Origin of the sequence: Sphingorhabdus sp. 109, assembly GCF_902506555.1 — a bacterium.
Classification (GTDB): domain Bacteria; phylum Pseudomonadota; class Alphaproteobacteria; order Sphingomonadales; family Sphingomonadaceae; genus Parasphingorhabdus.
The window spans coordinates 1,625,432-1,648,512 of the sequence record NZ_LR732707.1; the positions used below are offsets into that span (position 1 = coordinate 1,625,432).

The 23,081-nt window shown below is 59.5% G+C and carries 24 protein-coding genes; 11 read left to right on the forward strand and 13 right to left on the reverse strand.

Translation table 11 applies throughout. From position 1 onward, the window contains the following. Positions 1-54 precede the first annotated feature (54 nt). From ispH to rnhA, 3 genes are read left to right on the forward strand one after another with little or no spacing between them, the layout of a single operon-like run. Positions 55-1,014, forward strand: a complete 960-nt coding sequence (gene ispH / locus BOSE62_RS07720) for a 4-hydroxy-3-methylbut-2-enyl diphosphate reductase (RefSeq protein ID WP_159643914.1) — start codon at positions 55-57, stop codon at positions 1,012-1,014. Then, on the forward strand, positions 1,014-1,973 hold the full coding sequence (thrB, locus tag BOSE62_RS07725; RefSeq protein ID WP_159643916.1) for a homoserine kinase: 960 nt from the start codon (positions 1,014-1,016) through the stop codon (positions 1,971-1,973). Before ispH ends, thrB begins: the two co-directional genes overlap by 1 nt. Then, positions 1,970-2,431 carry a ribonuclease HI gene (gene rnhA, locus BOSE62_RS07730; protein ID WP_159643918.1) on the forward strand — a complete coding sequence of 154 codons (462 nt, stop codon included), beginning with the start codon at positions 1,970-1,972 and terminating at the stop codon, positions 2,429-2,431. Before thrB ends, rnhA begins: the two co-directional genes overlap by 4 nt. A gap of 9 nt (positions 2,432-2,440) precedes the next feature. On the opposite strand, the gene BOSE62_RS07735 is transcribed toward rnhA, so the two are convergent. The 3 genes from BOSE62_RS07735 to BOSE62_RS07745 form a co-directional block, all read right to left on the reverse strand. Then, positions 2,441-2,617, reverse strand: a complete 177-nt coding sequence (locus tag BOSE62_RS07735; protein ID WP_089134585.1) for a YegP family protein — start codon at positions 2,615-2,617, stop codon at positions 2,441-2,443. 83 nt (positions 2,618-2,700) lie between these two features. After that, positions 2,701-3,816 carry an NAD(P)/FAD-dependent oxidoreductase gene (locus BOSE62_RS07740; protein WP_159643920.1) on the reverse strand — a complete coding sequence of 372 codons (1,116 nt, stop codon included), beginning with the start codon at positions 3,814-3,816 and terminating at the stop codon, positions 2,701-2,703. Beyond that, positions 3,813-4,781 (reverse strand): alpha/beta fold hydrolase, encoded by a 969-nt coding sequence (locus BOSE62_RS07745; RefSeq protein WP_159643922.1) that lies wholly within the window; start codon positions 4,779-4,781, stop codon positions 3,813-3,815. The genes BOSE62_RS07740 and BOSE62_RS07745 overlap by 4 nt, the downstream gene beginning before the upstream one ends. Positions 4,782-4,874: 93 nt before the next feature. On the opposite strand from BOSE62_RS07745, the gene BOSE62_RS07750 reads away from it, so the two are divergent. The 7 genes from BOSE62_RS07750 to BOSE62_RS07780 all read left to right on the forward strand — a co-directional run bounded on the left by BOSE62_RS07750 (position 4,875) and on the right by BOSE62_RS07780 (position 11,944). Then, positions 4,875-5,357, forward strand: coding sequence for an A24 family peptidase (locus tag BOSE62_RS07750; RefSeq protein ID WP_159643924.1), 483 nt, complete (start codon positions 4,875-4,877; stop codon positions 5,355-5,357). A gap of 74 nt (positions 5,358-5,431) precedes the next feature. After that, a complete protein-coding gene (gene cpaB, locus BOSE62_RS07755) occupies positions 5,432-6,391 on the forward strand; it encodes a Flp pilus assembly protein CpaB (RefSeq protein WP_159643926.1) in 960 nt (319 codons plus the stop codon). Then, entirely contained in the window at positions 6,391-8,016 is a 1,626-nt protein-coding gene (locus BOSE62_RS07760; protein ID WP_236553904.1) for a type II and III secretion system protein family protein, read from the forward strand. The genes cpaB and BOSE62_RS07760 overlap by 1 nt, the downstream gene beginning before the upstream one ends. 21 nt (positions 8,017-8,037) lie before the next feature. Next, positions 8,038-8,637, forward strand: coding sequence for a CpaD family pilus assembly protein (locus BOSE62_RS07765; protein ID WP_159643928.1), 600 nt, complete (start codon positions 8,038-8,040; stop codon positions 8,635-8,637). After that, positions 8,637-9,923 carry an AAA family ATPase gene (locus tag BOSE62_RS07770; RefSeq protein ID WP_159643930.1) on the forward strand — a complete coding sequence of 429 codons (1,287 nt, stop codon included), beginning with the start codon at positions 8,637-8,639 and terminating at the stop codon, positions 9,921-9,923. The genes BOSE62_RS07765 and BOSE62_RS07770 overlap by 1 nt, the downstream gene beginning before the upstream one ends. A 41-nt stretch (positions 9,924-9,964) precedes the next feature. Then, positions 9,965-10,936, forward strand: a complete 972-nt coding sequence (locus BOSE62_RS07775) for a type II secretion system F family protein (RefSeq protein WP_159643932.1) — start codon at positions 9,965-9,967, stop codon at positions 10,934-10,936. 18 nt (positions 10,937-10,954) lie between these two features. Then, positions 10,955-11,944 (forward strand): type II secretion system F family protein, encoded by a 990-nt coding sequence (locus tag BOSE62_RS07780; protein ID WP_159643934.1) that lies wholly within the window; start codon positions 10,955-10,957, stop codon positions 11,942-11,944. Between the two features lie 51 nt (positions 11,945-11,995). Here the strand turns inward: BOSE62_RS07780 and BOSE62_RS07785 are convergent, their stop codons facing one another. The 6 genes from BOSE62_RS07785 to infA all read right to left on the reverse strand — a co-directional run bounded on the left by BOSE62_RS07785 (position 11,996) and on the right by infA (position 17,137). Then, on the reverse strand, positions 11,996-12,439 hold the full coding sequence (locus BOSE62_RS07785; RefSeq protein WP_159643936.1) for a MarR family winged helix-turn-helix transcriptional regulator: 444 nt from the start codon (positions 12,437-12,439) through the stop codon (positions 11,996-11,998). A gap of 9 nt (positions 12,440-12,448) precedes the next feature. Further along, on the reverse strand, positions 12,449-14,563 hold the full coding sequence (locus BOSE62_RS07790; RefSeq protein WP_159643938.1) for a TonB-dependent receptor: 2,115 nt from the start codon (positions 14,561-14,563) through the stop codon (positions 12,449-12,451). Next, on the reverse strand, positions 14,563-15,195 hold the full coding sequence (gene maiA, locus BOSE62_RS07795) for a maleylacetoacetate isomerase (RefSeq protein WP_159643940.1): 633 nt from the start codon (positions 15,193-15,195) through the stop codon (positions 14,563-14,565). Before maiA ends, BOSE62_RS07790 begins: the two co-directional genes overlap by 1 nt. Positions 15,196-15,242: 47 nt before the next feature. Then, entirely contained in the window at positions 15,243-16,241 is a 999-nt protein-coding gene (locus BOSE62_RS07800; RefSeq protein WP_159643942.1) for a ribonuclease E/G, read from the reverse strand. Further along, the gene (locus BOSE62_RS07805) at positions 16,234-16,803 is read right to left on the reverse strand and encodes a Maf family protein (protein ID WP_159643944.1); all 570 of its coding nucleotides are present in this window, start codon (positions 16,801-16,803) and stop codon (positions 16,234-16,236) included. Before BOSE62_RS07805 ends, BOSE62_RS07800 begins: the two co-directional genes overlap by 8 nt. 115 nt (positions 16,804-16,918) lie before the next feature. Continuing rightward, positions 16,919-17,137, reverse strand: coding sequence for a translation initiation factor IF-1 (gene infA / locus BOSE62_RS07810; protein ID WP_066742521.1), 219 nt, complete (start codon positions 17,135-17,137; stop codon positions 16,919-16,921). A gap of 231 nt (positions 17,138-17,368) precedes the next feature. Here infA and BOSE62_RS07815 point away from each other — a divergent pair, with 231 nt between their 5' ends. Then, a complete protein-coding gene (locus BOSE62_RS07815) occupies positions 17,369-19,876 on the forward strand; it encodes a TonB-dependent receptor plug domain-containing protein (protein WP_159643946.1) in 2,508 nt (835 codons plus the stop codon). 105 nt (positions 19,877-19,981) lie between these two features. Here the strand turns inward: BOSE62_RS07815 and BOSE62_RS07820 are convergent, their stop codons facing one another. The 4 genes from BOSE62_RS07820 to BOSE62_RS07835 all read right to left on the reverse strand — a co-directional run bounded on the left by BOSE62_RS07820 (position 19,982) and on the right by BOSE62_RS07835 (position 23,042). Continuing rightward, complete coding sequence (locus tag BOSE62_RS07820; protein ID WP_159643948.1) at positions 19,982-20,293, reverse strand: putative quinol monooxygenase; 312 nt, start codon at positions 20,291-20,293, stop codon at positions 19,982-19,984. Next, the gene (locus tag BOSE62_RS07825; protein ID WP_159643950.1) at positions 20,290-20,793 is read right to left on the reverse strand and encodes a hypothetical protein; all 504 of its coding nucleotides are present in this window, start codon (positions 20,791-20,793) and stop codon (positions 20,290-20,292) included. Before BOSE62_RS07825 ends, BOSE62_RS07820 begins: the two co-directional genes overlap by 4 nt. Before the next feature lie 156 nt (positions 20,794-20,949). Then, on the reverse strand, positions 20,950-21,828 hold the full coding sequence (locus BOSE62_RS07830) for a transcriptional regulator (protein WP_159643952.1): 879 nt from the start codon (positions 21,826-21,828) through the stop codon (positions 20,950-20,952). A gap of 2 nt (positions 21,829-21,830) precedes the next feature. After that, positions 21,831-23,042 carry a GNAT family N-acetyltransferase gene (locus BOSE62_RS07835; protein WP_159643954.1) on the reverse strand — a complete coding sequence of 404 codons (1,212 nt, stop codon included), beginning with the start codon at positions 23,040-23,042 and terminating at the stop codon, positions 21,831-21,833. Positions 23,043-23,081: the final 39 nt, after the last annotated feature.

Consider the following 23,081-nt stretch of genomic DNA (forward strand, 5'->3'; position numbering starts at 1 on the left):
AAGATGAACAGACGGGCTTTTCGCCGGTGAACTTATTCCCTAAGAGCTGAGACCATGATTGATTCCGATAAGCAGAAACGGCAGATTGACTTGCTTGTGGCCGCACCACGCGGCTTTTGCGCAGGTGTCGACAGGGCGATAAAAATCGTCGAACTGGCGATAAAAAAATATGGCGCGCCGGTCTATGTCCGGCACGAAATCGTGCATAACCGCTATGTTGTCGACGAATTAAAGAAACTGGGCGCGATATTTGTCGAGGAACTGGACGAGGTTCCGGACGGCGTTCCGGTGGTCTTTTCTGCCCATGGCGTGCCCAAGGCGGTCCCGCACAAGGCCGAGGAACGCGGGCTGGAATATCTCGATGCGACTTGTCCGCTGGTCTCCAAAGTCCATCGGCAGGCAGAACGGCAGACCGAGGCGGGACGCCATATCATTTTTGTCGGTCATGCCAATCACCCCGAGGTCATCGGCACCTTCGGCCAGGTTGATGCAGGCCGGATGACGCTGGTCGAAACGCTGGCCGATGTCGAAGCCTTGAACCCCGAGGATCCCGAAGCGCTGGCCTTCCTGACCCAGACCACCTTGTCGGTCGATGATACCCACGCGATCGTCGAGGCGTTGCAACGCCGCTTTCCCAATATTGTCGGTCCGAAAGGCGAAGATATCTGCTATGCCACCTCCAATCGTCAGGATGCGGTGAAAAAGATTTCCGAAACCTGCGAGCTGGTTCTCGTGATTGGCGCACCCAACAGCTCGAACAGCCTGCGTCTGGTCGAAGTTGCCGAACGCGGCGGCGCTACCGCCAAACTGATCCAGCGAGCCGATGAAATCGACCTCGCGTGGCTGGATGGTGTCACCACCCTGGGCCTGACCGCCGGAGCCTCGGCACCGGAAATACTGGTTCGGGAAGTCGTCACCTTGCTCGAAGACCATTTTGAGATCAATGAAGAGAAAGTCCGCACCACTGACGAGAATATGGTCTTCAAGCTGCCACGCGGTCTAGAAGCGGCCTGATGGCAGTCTATACGAAGGTTAGCGCAGAAGAAATCGACCGGTTTCTCTCCCGTTTCGACGTTGGCACGCTGGTTTCCGCCAAGGGGATTGCCGAGGGCGTCGAGAACAGCAATTATCTGCTGGAAACAACGCAGGGCAAATTCATCCTGACGCTCTATGAAAAGCGCGTCGATCCTGCCGACCTGCCCTTTTTCATTGCCCTGCTCGACCATCTTGCCCGAGCCGGCTGTCTGGTGCCGCCGATGATCGCGGATCGCGAGGGCACCAAGATCCAGCAGTTGTGCGGGCGCAGCGCCTGTCTCATCACCTTCCTCCCCGGCGTATCGGTCAGCCACCCGACCCCGGACCAGGCCAGGGCAACCGGCCGGGCGCTGGGAGACATGCACCGCGCACTGGAAAATTTCGTGCCGGAGCGCCGCAACAGCATGGATCACGAAGGCTGGCGGGCGCTGGCCGACCAATGTGGTCCTGCGCAACTCGACGATATCGCACCCGGTCTGGCCGAGGCGATCGCGCAGGAACTAGACCATCTCGACCAATATTGGCCGGATGATCTACCGCGCTCGGCCATTCATGCCGACCTGTTCCCCGACAATGTGTTGATGCTGGAAGACCGGGTGACTGGACTGATCGACTTCTATTTCTCCTGCACCGATATCCGCGCCTATGATCTCGCCGTAACCCATGCCGCCTGGTGCTTTTCCGATGACGGTACCGAATTTCACGCGCCGATATCCCGCGCCCTGCTGGAGGGCTATGGTTCGGCCTTCCCGCTAAGCGAAGCCGAACGCCGGGCGCTGCCGCTGCTGGCCCGCGGTGCGGCCCTGCGCTTTCTGCTGACCCGGGCCTATGACTGGATCAACACCCCGGCCGACGCGATGGTGGCACGCAAGGAACCGCAGGCCTTTCTCAACCGTCTGCAACATTACCAGAATCACGAGGATATTTTTACCGCATGACCGAACCGAAAATTGTCGAGATCGCCACCGATGGCGCTTGCAAGGGCAATCCCGGCCCGGGTGGCTGGGGTGCGCTGATCCGGCACGGTGACAAGGAAAAGGAAATTTCCGGCGGCGAGCCGGATACGACCAACAACCGGATGGAATTGCGCGCCGCGATCGAGGCGCTCAACGCGCTGAAGCGGCCGTGCAAGGTCAAGCTCTCGATCGACAGCACCTATGTCAAAGACGGCATTACCAAATGGATTTTCGGCTGGCAGAAAAACGGCTGGCGGACCGCGGCTCGCAAGCCGGTCAAGAATGCCGATCTCTGGCAGGATCTGCTAAAGGCGGTCGAGCCGCACCAGATCGAATGGCACTGGGTCAAGGGCCATGCCGGTGACGCCGATAACGAGCGCGCCGACCAGTTGGCGAGCGACGCTGCCATGAACGTCGGTGCCAATCGCCGCGGATTTTAAGCCAAGAGTCTAGCTATTGTCTTCAATCTCGGCATTCGGTCCGTTTTTCAGAATCGAGCTGATCGCGTTTTTTGCGCTGGCCTTGCTGGAATAGCCCTCGGTCGAGAAGATGACTTCGCTATTATATTTGAACCGAACGCGAAACTCGCCCTTCTTGTCTTTCCAGATTTCAAACTTGTGCGCCATTGCTGTCATCTCCTTCGGTTGAAGGCTGAACTATTGCGCAATCCGCCGGCCCGCGCAACCGGGCCGATGTAAAACGATGTTTCCTAGGGAAAACGGGATGCCGCATACCGGCTGGCATCAACAGCGCGCAGACTTTCATCGGCGGTCTGGTCCAGCAGCAGTGAGCCGGCCAGTTTGGCTGCAGCGGGGGCCGTCTGGATTCCGAAGCCGCCCTGCCCCGCGAACCAGAAAAAATCTTCGGCAGTCGAATCGAAACCGATGACCGGCAGCCGGTCCGGAGCAAAGCTCCGCAAGCCCGCCCATTTCCGGCTGACGCGCTTAATGTCCACATCCATTACCTTTTCAAAACGGTCGATGGCGGTTGCAACACTCAGTTCGTCCGGCGCCACATCACCGGGCAGCGACGGTATTTCGTCATGCGGGCTGAGCCAATAGGCCCCGCCGGCCTCCGGTTTGAAGTAAAAGCTGCCATCCAGCCCGACGACCAGAGGCATCGCCTGTGAGGAAGGCGGATCGGTTTCGATCTGCACCATATTGCGGATCAGCGGCTGGATGCCGACCGGGGTCACGCCGGCCATCCGCGCGATAGTATCAGCCCAGGCACCGGCGGCGTTGACCAACAGGACTGCGCGGCAACTATGGTCGCCGGCGGTCAACTCCCATAGGCCGTCCTTTTTCGTGATCGCGCTGACCGGCGCCCGGCAGATCAGCTTGACGCCCTTGCGGCTGGCACTTCTGAGATAGGCCGCATGCAGCGCCGCTACATCGATATCGCGGCAATCCGGTTCATAGACAGCATGTTGCCAGGCCGGCTTCAGATCGGGAACCAGAGCAGCTGTCTGCTCCCGTGACCAGCGCTCCATTCGGACGCCGCTGTCGGCAAAATCAGCCAGAAACTGTTCGGCCAGATGCTGCTCGTCATCGCGACCGATATTCACCGCACCGCGCGGGCCGAGAAAGGGCGTTTCCGAAAAATCCTCCGGCGGCGTTTCCAGAAAGGCGCGCGAAGCGGATGTCAGCGGCTGAACCAGCGGCCCGCCATAGCTTTCGGTCCAGAAAGCGGCCGAGCGACCGGTCGAATGATAGCCGGGATGGTCCTCCGCCTCGAGCAGCAGAACCGAACGATCCGCTCCGATTTCGGCGGCTATGCTGGCACCGGCAATGCCGGCTCCGATTATAATAACGTCATATTGCTTCATGTTTTTGGGGTTACCCGGTCGAGAAAGGAAAAACAGCTGGCGAGCGCGTCGTTGCGCACCTGATCAACTTCACGGAAAATTTCATGCGCGGCTTCCGCGCCATAAAGTTTCAGTTCGGCCCGCGGTATCAGATGCACCGCCCGCTCTATGGTTGGATGATCGACCAGTTCATCGGTCGATGTTGCCAGCACCAGAACCGGCAAGTCCATCTGCATCAGCCGATTGCGATGGCGCAACTGACGGGTCGAGGAATAGGCACGTTCGACCCAGCGCCAGCTCGCCGGCCCGAGCCGCACGTAGGGACGCTCGCGGAACCAGAAAAATTCGTCCGCATAGCGGTCCGCATCATGGGTCAGCAGAGCCTGCCGCGGGACATAGGGTTCCAGCGGATTTTCGATCGGCTTCCAGGCCCGCCGCGCGCCGCGGCCTATCATGCACATGATTTTTGCCGCCAGCTGCGCGGCCCATTCCGGCATACCGCCGCCAGCCGGCGCGAGCATTGGTGCGCTTAAAATCGCCGCATCGGGCCGGATCCGCTGTTCGGTCATCGCCCGCAAGACAATATGTCCGCCCATGCTGTGACCGACGACGATATGCGGCCCGGGGTGGCTGGCGCGCCATGCACCGAACAGCGCCTCCAGATCCCCGACCCATGTCGCGAAATCGTCGATATGCCCGACATGCGGGTGCGGCCCGCATCGCCCCGATCCGCCCTGCCCGCGCCAGTCGACCGAAGTAACATTCCAGCCGCGCGCGTGAAAATCATGGAAGGTTTCAAGATATTTTTCGTAAAAATCGGCCCGCCCGGTCATGAACAGGACCGATCCTCTCGCCTCTTGCTGCCGCACATCCTGCAACCAGTCGAGCTTGCGGAACTGCCAACCGTCCGGACCGTTCCATGTCCCTTCTGTTGCATCGGCCGGGACCGACCGGCGATCAAAGCGCTGCTCTTTCAAGTCTGTCATATCACGCTTTATCGTTGTCACAGGGTCGGAAAGAAACCGTTCGAAAAATCATGGTTACTATTTGGTAAGGCAAATTCACTAGACGGTCTGCCCATGGATAGCGAAACTTTCATCTACTTGCTCTGGGGCGGATTGGCAATTGCACTGATTGCAGCGGCCGTTACGGATCTCAAAAGCCGCCATATCTCCAACTGGCTGAACCTGGGCATAGCCCTCGGCGCACCGATATTCTGGATAGCCAGCGGTATGACCATCTGGCCGGAGATGATCGGGCAAATAGGCCTGGCTGCTGTCATATTCACCATATTTGCCGCCATGTTCGCGGTCGGCGCGATGGGTGGAGGCGACGTCAAACTGCTGACCGCCCTGTCCCTGTGGATGCACTGGCTGACATTTCTGGAACTGCTAGTGATCATGTCGATCGCAGGCGGCCTGCTGACTTTGTTAATGATGATCAGCAAGACAATCCGAAAGACCGAAGGCCCAATAAAGGTTCCCTACGGGGTCGCGATCGCATTTTCCGGGCTCTGGATGATCTGGGGCATCACGGGACATAGTTCACAAACGATATTTTAACCATTTTACTCGAAAGAGGCAATGACCGCCAATGGAACCAATCGGGCGGGGGCATTCAGGAGGCGTTAGACGTCATGGACAAGAAGAAAATCATTTTGCTGGTTGGCGCACTGATCGTAGCTGCGGTCACGGCATTGCTCGCGAAGAATATGTTTGATGGTGCCTCCGCGCCGCAAGTGGCTGCGAAGAAGGCCGAAGTTCTTGGCGAGGAAATTCTCGTCGCAACCCGCGCCCTGCCGGTTGGCACAATCATCACGCCCGACAGTTTCCGTTTCCAGCCATGGCCGAAGGATCTGGTCGAGGAAGCCTATTTCATGAAGGAAGGCACGGACGTAGAGACGCTCGCCGGCACGGTTGTCCGCAATCCGGTTACCGCCGGCCAGCCGCTTACCAAAGGCGCACTGGTGGCACCGGGTGATCGCGGCTTCCTTGCTGCAGCCCTCGGCCCCGGCATGCGCGCCGTCACTATTCCGGTATCGGGACTGACCGGCGTTGCAGGCTTTGTATTTCCGGGCGACCGGGTCGACCTGATGCTGACCCAGTCGGTCCAGGGAGAAGGCCCCGAGCTGAAGGTTTCCGAAACCGTGATCCGCAATCTGCGCGTATTGGCCACCGACAACCGCGTAACCGCAACCACGAATGAAGCCGGACAGCAGGTCGCCAAAAAGGCCAAGCTCGTCACGCTCGAGGCCACGCCGAAAATTGCCGAGCAGATTTCGGTCGCCCAGACTCTCGGAACGTTGAGCCTGTCGCTGCGTTCGCTTGCCGACAGCGCCGCCGAACTCGAGGAAGCCATTGCTTCCGGTGCGATCAAGCTGCCCAAAACCGATGATCCGGTTGCCGAGGCCGACATGATCCGCTCGCTGGCTGCGCGTCCAACCAGCACGAAATCCAGCTTCTCGACCGGCGGAGACGTGTCGCGCTTTGAAACGCGCTCGCCACCACCACTGGCCGAGAAGGAAAAACCCAAAGGTCCGGTAGTCCGCGTAGCACGCGGCAACACGGTCAATGATATCGAATTTGGAGACAAATAATGGCCGTAGTATCTGCACAGCCTGGACGCCCGGCGAAAAAGGCAATCGGCATGACCGTTGTTGCCGCCCTCGCCATGGCCCTGGTTGCCAACAGCACCACTGCACTTAACGCCCAGTCGGTCAATGTATCCCAGCCGAGTTCCCGGATCACCTTATCGGTCGGCCGTGGCAAGCTGATCACCCTGCCCGCTTCGATCGAAGATATTTTCATTGCGGAAAATGCGATTGCCGACGTTCAGGTTCGCTCGCCGCGCCAGATCTATATTTTCGGCAAAAAAGGCGGCCAGACGAGCTTTTACGCAACCAGCGCGTCCGGAAAGGTTATCTATTCGGCTGAAGTGTCCGTCGGCGCGGAAATATCCTCAATCGACCAGATGCTGAATCTGGCCATGCCGGATGCCAATATCGCGGTCAGCACGACCAACAATTTCGTGCTGCTCACCGGCACTATCGCCGATCCGGATGATGCGGAAGAAGCAGAGAATCTGGTTCAGGCCTTTGTCGGCGATACCACCCGGGTGGTCAGCCGCCTGAAAACAGCGACACCGATGCAGGTCAACCTGAAAGTCCGCTTTGCCGAAGTCAGTCGTTCGCTGGCCAAGGAAATCAACGGCAATCTGCTGACCCGTGACACCACTGGCGGCTTCCAGTTCGGTGTATCCCGTGGGCGCGACTTCGGTTCAATCACGGATTTCGACACCTCATCCTTCCCGAGCCTGGACGCATCCAGCCTGTTTGGCTTGCCCGCGGGTTCTGTCTCGCTGCCGTTCAACACGGCGACCGGCCAGTTCGTGACGGCCGGTGGAACCGCTTTCAACTATAATACCGGTTCAGAGCTCAACACCATACAGGCCGCAGGCCGCCTGTTCGGCATTGACATCGCGACCGCTCTGGACGTGTCCGAACGTGTTGGCCTGGTCAGCACTCTGGCGTCGCCGAATCTGACCGCCATATCGGGCGAGACGGCGACATTCCTGGCGGGCGGCGAGTTTCCCATCCCGATTTCAACCGGTCTGGGCGAGGTTTCCGTCCAGTATAAGAATTACGGTGTCAGCCTGTCCTATACGCCGACCGTGCTTTCCAACGGCCGGATCTCGATCCGCGTGGCACCGGAAGTATCGGAAATCACCACCAATGGTGCCGTGATCATCAATGGTTTCAGCATTCCGGCGGTTTCGACCCGGCGGGCAGAAACCACGGTCGAACTGGGATCGGGCGAAAGCTTCATGATCGCCGGCCTTATGCAGAACAGCTACAACTCGGCAATCGCAAAAACCCCTGGTCTGGCCGATGTTCCCATTCTCGGCGCGTTGTTCAAGTCGGATGGCTATAGCCGCAACGAAACAGAGCTGATGATTGTGGTCACCCCTTATCTGGTCAAGCCGGTGAGTGACAACGAGATCGTTTTGCCGACCGACGGCTTCAAGGCTGCCAATGATGCGGAACGGTTCCTGATGAACCGCAACCATTCCGGCACCGGCGGCGAGCGTCCAAAGCCGACTGTGGCTCCAGCCACGCCGGACAGCCAGAGCTTTGGCAGTCTGCAGACTCCGGCTCCGGTCCAGTCAGCCAAAAAATCCGGGAATTCGGGCAGCAGCGCTCCCGGTTTCAGTTTCGATAAATAAGCCCGATCAGGAGAACAGATCATGCGCATCGTTTCAATGGCACTCATCACCGCTCTCGGGCTCTCGGTTACCGCTTGCGGCAGCACCACCGCGAACCGGAGCGTCTACAGCGAACGCCAGCCGGTGGTTTCCAAAGCGAATTTCGTACTGGACCTGAATGCCGGGAGTGGCGGCCTGTCTTCGGCGGAGCAAAACCGTCTGTCCGGCTGGTTCGACGCGCTCGAACTGGGCTATGGTGACCGGGTGTCGATCGACGACCCGGGCTATGCGGCCAGCCCGGTCGCCAAGGCGGCGGTCGAGAATATCGTCGCGGGCTACGGCTTGCTCATCAGCGAGAACGCACCGGTTACCGAAGGCCATGTTCCTGCCGGCCTGATGCGGGTCGTTGTGACGCGCACCAAGGCCTCAGTGCCGGGATGCCCCGATTTCAGCTATCGCAGCCACACCGATTTTCAGGTGCGGACCAGCGAAAATTACGGTTGCGGAACAAACAGCACGCTTTCTGCGATGATTGCCAATCCGGAAGATCTGGTCCGCGGCCAGACGGCCGATGGCGAGGATCAGTCGCGGGCTTCGAAGGCCATCCGGGCCTATCGTGACAAGAATGTTGGAGGACAATAATGAACGCTCCCTGGAAACCTGGCTCGGTCAACGGCCGTGAACCATTTGCCGCTTTTGTCTGCGATGATGACACGCTCGAAATACTCCGGCCGGTGGCCGAAGAAATGGGCTGGCCGATCGACAAATGCAGCAAGGGTGGTCTGCGCAATGCGATCCAGACACTCTCTGTTTCCGCCAGCCCCAATATCCTGCTGGTGGATCTGTCGGAATCCGGCGATCCGCTGAACGATATCAATTCGCTGGCCGAGGTCTGCGAACCCGGCACCGTGGTGGTAGCCATGGGCCAGGTCAACGACGTGCGTCTCTATCGCGACCTGATCGTCAGCGGTCTGCAGGACTATCTTTTGAAACCGTTCAGCCCGGATCAGCTGCGTGACGTATTGGCCCAGGCCCAAGCGGTCCTCAACGCGCCGAAGGTTGACGATCAGCAGGCAGAAAAGCCGCATATTTCAACCGCCGTCATCGGTACCCGTGGCGGCGTCGGCGCGTCGACCATCGCCACGTCGCTGGCCTGGCTGCTCAGCCATGACCGGGAGCGGCTGACCGCATTGCTCGATCTGGATGTTCATTTCGGCACCGGCGCGCTGTCGCTGGACCTGGAGCCCGGCCGCGGCCTGACCGATGCGATCGACAATCCGAGCCGGATCGATGGCCTGTTCATCGAACGGGCGATGATCAAGGCCAATGAGAAACTGTCGCTGCTATCCGCAGAGGCACCGATCAATTCACCGATCCTGACCGACGGCACCGCCTTCTTCCAGCTACAGGAAGAATTCCGCGCCGCGTTCGACTGCACGGTGATTGACCTGCCGCGCGACATGCTGATCAACTATCCTCATCTTCTCGGTGATGTAAATGCTACCGTGATCGTCACGGAACTGACGCTCGCTTCGGCGCGCGACTGCATTCGCTTGCTGTCCTGGCTGAAGTCCCACGCCGCGCAGAGCAAGGTCTATGTCGTGGCCAACAAGGTACAGACGGCCAATCTCGAAATCAGCCGGCAGGACTTCGAAAGCTCCATCGAGCGCAAGATCGATATCATGATACCGCATGATGCCAAGACCGCTGCGCAGGCGGCCAAACTGGGCCAGGCCATGGTCGAGGCCGGCAAAGCGAGCAAGGCCTCGGCAAAAATCGTCGAACTGACCAGTCTGGTTCTCGGCTCCGTAAGCGGTGGTGAAGACCCGGAAGAGGCAGGCAGCAAAAAATCGTTCATGAATAAATTTGGCGATTTCAAATCACTTCTGCCGTCAAAAAAAGCCAAGGAAGAAACTCCTGAAGCCTGAACCAGGCGGCAGATTTTCTTCGGCTTTATAGGGATTAGACAATGGGTATAATGCAAATTGCGATATTGGGTACCGGTGTTATGGCGGTTCTGCTGCTGCTCATCTTTGCCTATGCCGGCCCATCACAATCCAAGGCCTCGGCGCGACGACTTGATAAAGTCAAATATCGCCATTCGGATAGCGACAATGTCCGGGTGGAAGCGCAAATGAAAAAAGCGCTCTCGGCGCGGCGCAAGACCATGCGTCCCCGGGGCGAGAATATGACCAAGCTGGAAAGGCTGGCCATCCGGCTGGAAAAAACCGGCAAACAATGGCCGCTGTCCTATTTTTTCTACGCCGCTGGCGGTCTGTTCGTGGTCGTATCCGGCCTGCTTCTGCTCAAGGGCGCACCGCTTCTGCTATGCCTGTTCGTCGGCCTTCTGGTCGGCGCCGGGATCCCGCATTTTGTCGTCGGCTTCCTGATCAACCGGCGGGTATCCAGATTTACCGCCTCGTTCCCCGATGCAATCGAACTGCTCGTTCGTGGCCTTCGCTCGGGCCTTCCGGTGACGGAAACCATTGGCGTGGTCGCCAAGGAAATCGACGGCCCTGTCGGCGAGGAATTCCAGAAAGTGGTTGATCGGATCAAGATCGGCCAGACGATGGAGGATGCGCTGCAGGAAAGCGCGAAGCGTATGGAAACACCGGAATTCCAGTTCTTCTGCATCACGCTGGCGATCCAGAGGGAAACCGGCGGCAACCTGGCGGAAACATTGTTCAATCTTGCCGATGTTCTGCGCAAACGCGGACAGATGAAACTGAAGATCAAGGCAATGTCGTCGGAATCCAAGGCTTCCGCCTATATCGTCGGATCGCTGCCGTTCATTGTCTTCGGGCTGGTTTACACCGTGAACCCGACATATCTGGCCGGCTTTTTCTATGAAGAACGTCTGATCATCGCAGGCCTGGGTGGCCTCTGCTGGATGGGCATTGGCGTGTTCATCATGGCCAAGATGGTCAATTTCGAAATTTAGGATGAAGGTGCAAGGCAAATGACAAGCGGCGGCGGACCAACATTATTCGGCATAGACGTGCTCTGGGTGGCGACCATTCTGGCAGCCGTTGCCACAGCGGCTGTATTTTTCGCAATCTACGCCGCCGTGACGGTCCGCGACCCCATGGCGAAAAGGGTCAAGGCCCTCAATGAGCGCCGCGAACAGCTGAAAGCAGGCATCACCGCCTCAACCACCAAGAAGCGGGCAAAGCTGGTCCAGCAAAATGACACCACCGATCGCATGCGCAACATGCTCGCGTCGATGCAGGTCTTGCAGGACACCCAGGTCAAGGAAGCGCAGCAGAAGCTGGCACAGGCCGGCATCCGCTCCAAGGACATGGCTTTTGTCATCATTTTCAGCCGTCTCGTGCTGCCGATCATATTGGGCGGTGGCGCGGCGCTGGCCATTTACGGGTTTAACTATTTGTCCGACTGGTCCGATCTCAAGCGTTTCGGCGTCTTCGCCGGTGCAGCGATCGCCGGTTATAAAGGGGCTGATATTTACGTAAACAACCTGATCGCCAAGCGCACCGATCTGATCCGCAAGGGCCTGCCGGACGCTATTGATCTGCTCGTCATCTGTGCGGAAGCCGGTCTCACCGTCGACTCCGCCTTTGCCCGGGTTTCAAAGGAACTCGGCAGCGCCTATCCGGAGCTCGCCGACGAATTTTCGCTGACCTCGATCGAGCTGGGCTTTCTGACCGAGCGGCGGCAGGCTTTTGAAAATCTCGCCTATCGCGTCAATCTGGACCATATCAAGGGCGTGGTAACAACCATGATCCAGACCGAAAAATATGGTACACCGCTCGCGTCATCGCTGCGGGTCCTGTCAGCGGAATTCCGTAACGACCGGATGATGCGCGCCGAAGAAAAGGCGGCCCGTCTGCCAGCCATCATGACGATACCGCTGATCATGTTCATTCTGCCGACATTGTTCATCGTGATCCTCGGCCCCGCGGCCTGCTCGATCTCCGATGCGATGCTGTAGCGCTGAAAACCAGCTGAAAACCAGAAGAGCGGCGGGCAACTGCCGCTCTTTTCATTCCGCCGCGATCGTGTCCGCCGATTTCTTGATCCTGGCCAGCATCGCCGACAGCTCGGCTTTTTCCTCGACGCTCAGAACAGACATGATTTTCCGGTCCATTGCCTGGGCGGCCGGCAGAATCTTGCCATATAGATCGCGGCCGGTGCTGCTCAGCAGCAGATGATGCGAACGGCCATCCGCCGTGTTCGGGCTGCGATCGAGCAAGGCCCGGTCGACCAGATTCTTTACCGCACGGTTGACGGTCACCTTGTCCATCAAGGTCGCTTCGACCAGATGCCGCTGGGTCGAGGCACCGCGTGTCCCCAAGACCGACATCACCCGCCATTCCGGAATCTTGAGGCCAAAAAGGCTCTTATACTCGCCAGCGATGACGTCACTGACGGCGTTGGACGTCGTCGAGAGCTGGTAGGGCAAATAGTCATCAAGCTTGAAGGTCATAAATAATATTTATTCAATTCTGGCGCGAAGTCCAACCCAAAATGTCCGAGGGAACGCGCGTTCGATTATTCCATTGCTACTGACAGCAGCCTCTACCCGGGCATCGAGAAGATTTTCAATCCTGGTTTCGACCAGCAGGCGATCAGTCACGGCCAGCGCCATCCGTCCGTCGATGGTCAAGGCATCAGCAAGACTGAGAATATTGACATCATCCTCAAATTGCTGGCCGACATAGCGGGCCGAAAGACTGATACCGGTGCCGGCTTCATTTTCCCAGACTATGGAGCCTGTGACATTGTGCCGGGGCACCTGGGCCGGGCGGAAACCGTCGACCGCAGCCGCATCGCCGGAACCGTCCACCTCTGCGTCGACAAAGGAATAGGCAGCGCGGACGGCCAGGCCCTCAACCAGATCGCCAAGATCAAACGCGACATCAATCTCCACGCCCCTTGATGTGATCGCATCCAGATTCTGGCGCTGGCTGTACGTTCCGTCTGCCGCCACGAAGCCGACACCGGGAAAAACACCCGGTCCATTGGCCAGCGTGATATTGGCAACGGCATTGTCCAGCTGGTTGTAGAAAGCCGTAATCCCCAGTTTGGCAATACCGCTCGTCCAGTCCATTCCGATCTCGGCACCCTTCATCCGCTCCGGTTCGAGCAGCTCGTTGGCGGCGGTCGCATCGGACCCGACGCGGAACGGGCGGAACAGTTCGTTCAGGGTCGGTAGCCGCCAGCCGAGATAGGCAGCACCGCGGAACGTGAGCTGGTCATTTATGTCATAGGCAAAGCCGCCACGACCGGTGAACTCGGTGTCGCTGCGATTGGCGAACTGCTCGTCCGTCCGCACCGCGCCAGGAAAGGGATCAATCAGCTCAATCTCTTTGCGGAAACCGTCATCGATCGACCAGAAGTCGACCCGGCCGCCACCGGTCAGAAGCAGTGCTTCGCCAGCCTGCAGGCTGGCTTCGACGAAAGCGCCATAGGTGGCTGTGCTACCCCCGGCCGTGCGGCTGCGGCGCGGTGTATCATTGTTGGCGAAGAAGAAATTCTCTTTGGTGGTTCCCTCGGTCCGCCGCCAGTCGCCACCGATGCGCAGCTCGACATTGTCACCCACGGGCGACCGCACTTCGAAGCGCGCACCCAGTCCGGTCGAGGGCACACTGAACTGTTCAAATACGCGACTGACCGAATTGCGATCATCCGCAACGCCGCCAAAGCTGACATCGAAATTGCGGATCTGGACATAGGCAAGCGCCGACCATTGCCAGTCGGAATTGCGGTCGATCAGCCGGATGCTGGCGTCGGCGCCGTCATTATGATTTTCGCTGAAGGCAAAACCGCGTTCCCGGTCGTCGGTGAAGGCGCGGACATTGGTCTGCAGTTCGACATTGTCGGACAGAGACGCGACAAAGCGGACAGCAAGACCGGCCTGCTCATATTCCGCCGGGCGATCCACCGAACCGCGCTGGCTTTCGATGATCGGGATGAAACCGTCGCCACGCGCATAATTGGCAGAGATCGTCAACTGCCCCTGCCCCAGTTCGCGCCCGAACAGCAGATCCGCATCGACGCTGTTGCGGCTGCCGTAGGCCGCGCCCAGTTCGATCCGGTCCCCGACCGTGTCGCTGAACAATTCTATCGTGCCGGAAATCGCGCCCTGTCCGTCGGTCACGCTGCCGCCACCGCGGGTAATCCGGGCGCTGCCAAGCGCGAGAGCATCATAGCCGGGCCAGGCCACCCAGCCGCCGAAGGGATCCGCCTGTGGAACGCCGTCGAGGATCAGCAAGGCGCGGGACGAAGCATTGCCGCCCAGCCCGCGCAGCGTAACACCCTGGCTGGTCGGATTGGCCGAACGCGCGTCGGAGCGGCGAAATTGTTGCAGCCCGGGTATATCGCGCAGACTGTTTTCTACCGTACGGGACGGATCAATGTCAGTTTCGATGGTGCTGTAGACTCCCTCGCCGAGGGTTACCGGCAAACCGGTGACGACAATTTCGGTCCGGCGCATATCGGCGATGACGACCTGGTTTTCGTCATCGCCATCTGCCTCCTGCCCCCAGGCAGGAACACTCGCCAAGCATAATGGTGCCAGCAGCGGCAACGCAGATATATATTTTTTCATTATGCTGGCTTCACTGCTTCGGGAGCGGCTTTCCGAAAAGCCTCGAGCTGGTTGCACGCCGACTCTATCCGCTCCAGTTTGGGGAAATCCTGCAGGTCCAGATCGAACCGCCGGGCATTGTACATTTGCGGTACCAGGCAGACGTCGGCGAGATTGGGTTTGTCGCCACCGAACAGACCGGTTTCCGGCGCCATGGTTTCCAGCGCGACAAAACCTTCGGCAATCCAGTGGCGATACCAGTTGTCGATCACTTCCTGATCCTGCCCCAGTTCCTTCTTGAGATATTTCAGTATCCGGAGATTGTTCACCGGATGGATATCGGCGGCGATGACCAGAGCCTGCGCCAGCGTTGTCGCCCGTTCGGCGGGATCGCTGGAGACCATCGGCGGGTCGTCATATTTCGCATCAAGATAGTCGATGATCGCAAGCGACTGGGTCAGGTCATGCCCGTCGATGCTCAGCATCGGCACCAGCCCCTGCGGATTGCGTGCAACATAGGCCGGCGCTTTCTGCTCACCATCGAGCAGGCTGGTGCTGGTCGCGGTATAGGCGACGCCTTTCAGGTTGAGCACGATGCGCACCCGGTAGCTCGCCGAACTGCGCCAATAGTCGTAGAGAATGATATCCGTCATGGGTCGGCTTTGCAGAACGGACCGGACAATTGCAAGCTCGGCGGCAATCAGCCGATCGAACCGCCCTCGATCGCAATTTCGCCGCGTGGATCAAGCGACACCATACGCCCTGTCCGCTTCGCCAGTTCTTCCAGCAGCGGTGCCGTCAGCTTGTTCGCCACGGCGGGATGCGCCGCCAGTCGAAGCCCCCCGGTTCCGCGATCACGCTCGGCCTGGCGCAGCAATTTCAGCGTCGCATTAACCACGCGGTTTTCCTGCATGATCTCCGGCACCGACGGTCGCACCTTGCGGCTGACGACCTGCATAAAACCGAAGCCGTTTATCGCGGTGCGCTCGCATTTCATGGTCATATGAGCATCAAAAACAGCCATGACCGCAACACGATCAGCCTTTGCCTCCAGGGTCGGGAAATCCACCCCGATATTGCCGGCAATGTCGCAGCGTATCAGCGCGAGTGCAATTTCCTTGGCCGCCCGTTTTGCCAGTTCCAATGGCGCCAGCGGTCCGTCGACATCAATCAAGGTCATGGCGGGGGTCAGGGAGATCAGCAGGCTCCCGCCCTCGAAATCTATCCGTCCGCTTTCGGCCTGCTCAATGGCTTCGTGCCAGCCGTGCCTGGCCAGGACATCTTCTTCATGGGCATGAACCTGTTTGACGGGAATTCCGGTTGCTTTGATCTCGGCCAGCAGATCCGGTCCATCACCCAGAGGGCTGTCCGGTTCCGCCGGGCGCGCCTTGGCCCGCTTCGTCTGCCCGCCGCGCTCTGTCATCGCTGCCCGGATAATCTCGACACGAACCGTCGCCCCTTCGGTCAGGCCTTTGGGCAGAGGCTGCAGCAAGGCTTCCTGCCCGTCTGCCAAGGTCACAATCCCGGATTTTCCGGCAACCCATTGCTGTGAGAATTTTGCGTCGACCACCGCGCCGGCCTTGGCGCTTGTGCCTGCCCGTTCGACCCGTATCTGTGCCAGATCACCATTGTCGAGCCGCAACGCCCGGTTTTCACCGATCCCGGCTTCGTAAAGCCAGCCGTGGGCGAAATCAGCCAAGAGGATAGCCCGCGCTGATCAGCAGATTGCGGGTTTCGTACAAAGGCAGGCCCATGATGCCGCTATAGCTGCCCGACATCCAGGTGACGAAGGCTTCCGCCGTACCCTGTATCGCATAGCCGCCCGCCTTGCCCTGCCCTTCGCCACTGGCGATATAGGCTTCGATCTCGCTCGCCTCGAAGCGCTTGAACTTGACAATGCTGTCGGACAATTTGGTCCGCGCGGTGCCGTCGGCCGCGATCACGCAGACCGCCGACATCACATGATGCCGTCGCCCGCTGACCAGTTCCAGAAATTTGCGCTGTTCCGCCGCATGAGCGGCCTGGCCCAATATCCGGCGGCCCACCGCGACTGTGGTATCACCGGCGAGCAGAATTTCATCCCCGCTCCGTTCAACGGCAGCAGCCTTTTCCTGCGCCATCCGCATGACATAATCGCGTGGTAGCTCGCCCTTGCACGGCGTCTCGTCAATATCGGGAGAGATGATCCGGTCCGGCGTGGCGCCCAGACGACCCAGCAATTCCAGACGGCGGGGGCTGGAGGAGGCGAGGACCAGTTTCATAGGTTCACTTTCGTCATGCCGAACCCGGTTCAGCATCCAGAGCGTCAAATCGCAAGCGCAGTTTCAAGACAAGCCGGGATCCCGGAGCAGATCCGGGATGACGAGCCGTGGCTCATCATTTGAAACGATAGGTGATACGCCCCTTGGTCAGATCATAAGGAGTGAGCTCGACCAGCACTTCGTCGCCAACCAGCACACGAATACGATTCTTGCGCATCTTGCCGGCGGTGTGGCCCAAAATTTCGTGGCCGTTTTCCAGTTCGACCCGGAACATGGCGTTGGGGAGCAGTTCGCGAACCATTCCCTTCATTTCTAGCAGTTCTTCTTTTGCCATATGGCGCTTTATATTCCCTGATGTTGCGGTAGAGCCGCGTGTTGCAGTGCGCCATAACGGCAAAAGTAGAAAAAGGGAAGGATTAGCTGCATCGGGCAACCGGATATTGATTGTCGCATCGTGATGCGTCGACTGCGACAATTTAATACAAAGAAATTATACCATTAGCCGCAGCCTCATGGCAATTCGCACATATTCTTTCCACCTTCTGCAAGAGCCGAGAGCCACAAAATGATCCCCTCCCCCAAATCCTTTCTCACCGCATCGCCGCTTGTTCTGGCCAGCCTGTTGCTGCCCAACCCCGCCAGTGCGCAAATCTCCGACACAGATTCGGAATATGCCGACGACGAGATTGTCGTCACCGCCGAGCGCCCGCGCGGCGCCGTCGTAACCGAGATCCCGCCGGTCGTCGAACTGAGCGAAGAGGATATCGCGAGCTATGGCGCCGCATCGGTAGAAGAACTGCTCGACGCGATTTCCTCGCAGACCACCTCCAGCCGCGGCCGCAGCACCGGCCGCCCGATCATGCTGATCAACGGCCAGCGTACGTCCAGCTTCCGCGAAATCCGCGATCTGCCGCCCGAGGCCATCCGCACGGTGCAGGTCTTCCCCGAAGAACTGGCCTTGCAATATGGCTACCGCCCCGACCAGCGGGTGATCAACTTCGTGCTCAAGGACAATTATACCGGCGTCAGCGCCTCGGTGGAATATGGCGTCCCGACCCGGGGTGCGCAGGGCCAGTCAGAAATCGAAACCACGATCACCAAGATCGGCGAGAACAGCCGGATCAATGTCAATCTGGAATGGCAGAACAACACGGCAATAACCGAGAGCGAACGGAATATCATTCAGGACACGGCCGGTGAACTGGTCAATCTCGGTGACTATCGCACATTGGTCGCGCCTTCGGACAATGTCGAACTCAACGCCAATTACAGCCGGAATTTCGGCAATGGCATGTCGCTGTCACTGAATGCCGGCTATGTATACGAAAAATCGCGCGGCCTGCAGGGTCTGCCCGGCGGAACGCTGGATGTCGACGGTGACTCGATGTTCCGCTATTTCACCGAATATGGTCCGCTGCAAAAGGTGCAGGAGACCAATACCGCGCAGGCCGGCCTGACGCTGAACGGCCTGCTCGGTGACTGGCGCTGGTCGCTGACGAGCGATTACACCCGCACACAAGTCAACACCGACACTGACCGGTCCGGCGACACCAGCGCGCTGCAGGCGGCGATCGATGCCGGGACGGTTGATCCGCTGGCGGTCAGCTTCGGCAGCCTGCTCGGTGCCCCGGTTACCGACCGGGCCAGGGTTGTCGACCAGACGATCGACAATCTCGCCACCCTGTCGGGCACCTTGCTGGTCCTCCCGTCCGGTGCTGTCACCACCACGTTGCGTGCCGGCTATAACCGCGAAGACCTGGACAGCCGGGAAACAAGCAGCGGGGTTCTGACCACCACCGATCTCAGCCGCGACGAATTCACCGCAGGGATCAATATCGACATCCCGCTGGCGGACGAAAATATCGATGTCGTGGAAGCAATCGGCAAATGGTCGGTCAACGGCAATATTGGCTATTCCGAACTGTCCGATTTCGGGGGTCTCGTGGAATTCGGCTTCGGCCTGAACTGGGAACCGCTGGACGGGCTGGTCTTTTCCGCCTCGGCCATTGGCGAGGACGCGGCACCGACCATTGCCCAGCTCGGCAATCCGCTGATCATCACCCCGAATGTCAGCGTATACGACTTCACCAACAATGAAACCGTGCTGGCTTCGATCACCACCGGCGGCAATCTGGCGCTGCCGGCGGAAAAGCAGCGGGATATCAAGCTCGCCGTCAACTATCGTCCGGAATGGCTGGACGGGTTCACCTTCCTCGGCGAATATTTCCGCAACAACAGCGATAATGTCGCCTCCAGCTTCCCGCTGCTGACACCGGAAATCGAAGCGGCCTTTCCCGACCGCGTGACCCGAGATGCCAGCGGTCGCCTGATCGCGATCGACCAGCGGCCGGTGACCTATGCCAATGTCTACAGCGAGCATATCCGCTATGGCATCGATTTTTCCAAACGCTTCGGCGAGCGGCGCGGCGGCGGACAGGGCCGACCGGACCGGGCAGCCCGTCCGGCAGGCGGCGGGGCACCCGACGGGGGGCCTCCGGGTGACCGGCCGACCGAGGGCGGAACGCCCGAAGGCAATGCCGAAGCACGGCCGGCAGCGCCGCCCGCCGGCCCCGGCGCAGGCGGCCGTCCGAGCGGCGGACGCTGGCAGCTTTCGGCCTTTCACACCATTCGACTGGAAGACAGGATCAAGATCCGCGACGGGGTCGAGGAACTCGACTTGCTGAACGGTTCCGCTACCGGGTCAACCGGCGGCAGCCCGCGGCACAAGTTCGAGATCAACGGCGGCTGGTTCAACAACGGCATAGGCTTCCGCCTCAGCGGCGAGCACCAGACTGCGACCCGCGTCGACGGCGGTCTGACCGGATCAAATCTGCGCTTCTCTGACCTGACCACACTCAATCTGCGGATGTTCATCAACCTTGACGACCGCGGCAATCTGACGGAGAAAATCCCGTTTCTGAAGGGCAGTCGTATCGCCTTCAAGGTCGACAATATTTTCGATGATATCCAGACTGTCCGTGATGACAGCGGCCTGATCCCGCTAAGCTATCAGCAAGGCTATCTCGATCCGGTCGGACGCTATGTCGAGATTGATTTCCGCAAGCGGTTCTAGAGGTCGCGGGAAGGCATATCGCGACCTGCCGCTGCTGGTATGCTTGTCGAACCACGCCGGTCGTCATCGGGCGTGCTTCGACAAGCTCGGCGCTGACAGATCTTTTTAGCTCAGGCCCGCCATTGAAGCCGGGTCGGCCCGATATATCCGTATCTTGGGCCGTTCGCCCACCAGTGCGGTCAGGCGCTTGACGAATTCCCTTGATTCGGCAACAGCGAAATGCACGGCAACAGCAGCGTCATCCTGCCATTCCTCGTAGAAGAACAGCCGCGAGGGGTCTTCGCAATCGACGTGGATCCCGTGCGATATGCAGCCCGGCTCTGCGCGGGAACGGACACTGTGCTCGGTGCATATCGCGATGATCTCGTCCGGACTGGCAGCAGAGGCGGTGGAGATGCTGGCGATGATGATGATCATAGCTTCAGCGCCGCACGCGTCGTGCTTTTCGACATGAGATAGGCCAGCACTGCTGCGACAATCGTCACGACTGCGGTAAAAGCCATCGGCGTGAACCGCAGTTCCGGCCCCGCACCCTGCAAGACCATCACGATCAGAAACGCCGGGATCAGCGTCATCGCCAGATGTTTTAATGCCAGAACAAAGGGCGCAAAACCGGCCCGGGAGTCAGCTGCCAGCCCGGGCGCGACTTTGCCCGATTTGCGCTGCGACACGGTGATCGCGTAGACGATCAACGTCAGCATCAGGCTCATCAGCACGGCAATGGCCACCAGCGTTCCACCCAGATTGGGCGCTGAATCGCCAAGGGCCAACGTCGCCGGAACAAAGGCCAGATCGCGGGTCAGCCAGTAATTGATCCCGCCGGCCAGTAAAATATTCACCACCGCATCGGTACGCGCCTGCTTCTCGATAAAGGCGTCCATGCTAATCGGTGCGGCTGCGGCGACATTGGTGGCCATATTCTCTCTCCCTGTTTTTGGGAGGAGAGTGACGGTGACAGGGGGAATGTCAAGGGGGGAGGTTCGCGATACGGTGTGATCACCATTCGCGATAGTGACAAGCAGCACCGAACCACCTTGCCCTCTCCTCTGATGACCAGAAGGCGAAAGCAGCCCTTATTGGCGCTGACCCGATATCTTCCTGAGCACCCGCCAGGCCAACGCCTTCGCCCTGCTCCGCGCCGGAAAGCGACCCGGTGCCTTGGGCGTCACGCCCCGCTTGCGCAGCCAGCCGTTAAACGCCCGCGCGTCCGCTTCTTCAAAACTCCAGTCGGAGCGCCAAGTGATCGACAGCGATATACTCGGTTCCGGTCCGTTCTGCACATGATGCGGTGCCATGACCGGAACGAAAATCGCCTTGCCCGGTGTCAGATGGTGCCGCGTGCCTTCGGCTGCGAAATCATCCTGCCAGACCAGATTGCGGTGGCCGCCGGTGTGATAGCCCTCGTGGATTTCGTCGGCGGCAAAGCGGGCGTCGCCGGCGGGGAAGGTGGTCATCCACTTCTCGCCGCGCAGCTGCAGCAGGATATTATGCTCCGGGTCGAAATGATAGGGCGTCACCGCGCCAGGCGAGGACACGAAGACGAATCCCTGCGGCTTCAGCATCTGGCCGGTCTTATCCTCCAGTATCGGCCTGATTTCGGCGAGCAGTGAAAGCAGCAACGCTTCATATTCCGGCACCTGCTCGATATTCTTGAGCACCGCCCAGCTTGCCGACTGGTCGATCATCCGGATCGTGTCGCCAATCGCCATACCATTATCCGGCACATCCTCCGGCCTGATTCCGACCGGCAGATCGCCCGGATTATACTCGACGCTCGCTTGTGGCAGCGCCTCGCCGAGCTGCGCCAGCGCCTCCAGCGTCAGCAATGCGTGCGAACGCAAGTCATGGTCGAAAAGCTGTGCCTGTTCGGGATAACAGGCGTCAAACTGCCGCCGCATGTCCGCGCCGAAAACCGGCTGCCGGAAACTGTCCCTATGAGAAATCTGGTTCATGACTACACCTCTGCCGGATCGAAAATTTTCCGCTTTCTGAGCTTGCCCATCCCCCGCTCGCCCAGCCGGACGCCTCGAAAGACAGCGCGGTCGGCGAGACGCTGCGGTTCGATCGAGAAGCGGCCTATATGGCGACGGCCGGACCAGAGATGGTCGATCATCGGGTGACCTTCAACCGCGCAACTGTCGACCCAGTCCACTGCATTCTTGTCGAGACAATCGAGATTTTCAATCTGCAGCTGCACGCCGGGTGAATAGCTTGCATAATCCTCATCAAAGGCGGTCTTGAATTCAAAACCGCCGCGACCCGAGCGGAAATTGACCAGCATCGCGACCGGCTGTCCGTCAAGACGCATGTCCCGCCGCTCCAGCTGTCCGCTTTGCGCCGCGCCGCGCACGGTCGCACGGAAAAATTCGCGGGTGGCGTCGGCGCAGTCCAGCGCCGAGCCGCTTTTGCCTTTCCATCCCTTGCGTTCAAGCGCCAGAAATTCGTCAATCCAGCTGTCCAGATTGGTCCGGTCCTGGAGGCAGGAAAATTGCAGCTCTCCGAGCTCTCCCAGCCGGCGTTTGATCCGCAGCAGTTCCTTGCGCTTCTTCTTGCGGATATTGGTCCGGTAATATTCGTCTGCCGTGCAATGCGCTTCCAGCAGCGCCCGGGCCTCGCTATGCACCAGATCGCAGCGGCGCTTCCGGTCTGCACACACCGCGCGCAAAGCCTGATCGAGCGGACCGGATATGGTCATAGCGTTGATATGCAGGAATCCCGGCCAATCGCGTTCGTCCAGTGCGGCGAGCAGCTTTTCCCAGAACATCGGTTCAAAGCCCTTGCGGACCAGCGGTGTGCCGAGAAAGCAATTGTGATGCATCCAGTTCTGGACGTGGGGCACCGGCCAGCGCCCGAATTGCTGTTCCGGACCGACCGGCATCAGGCCGAGCAACGGGGAACGGTGCGGTTCGCCCGCCCAGAGCAAAAACAGTTGCAGGTCATCATGGTGGCGAAATTGCGCCAGCGCCGGAACCAGGAACCAGTGCTCGTAAAATATATTCGGCTCGCTGGCCTGTCCGGCGAGATCGCTCCAGGCCTCGACGAGCCTGGCATCGATCCTGGACGGGGGATGGAAATGTGCCGCGAACTGCCGTGCGGACCGGTCTCCGGCGAGACCATCAGCTCCGACATCCCTGCCCTGCATCGTCTGAAACCCGCTCAAATCCATCGAAATCGTTCCACCCGCATCATTGCCACCTTCGCCGGC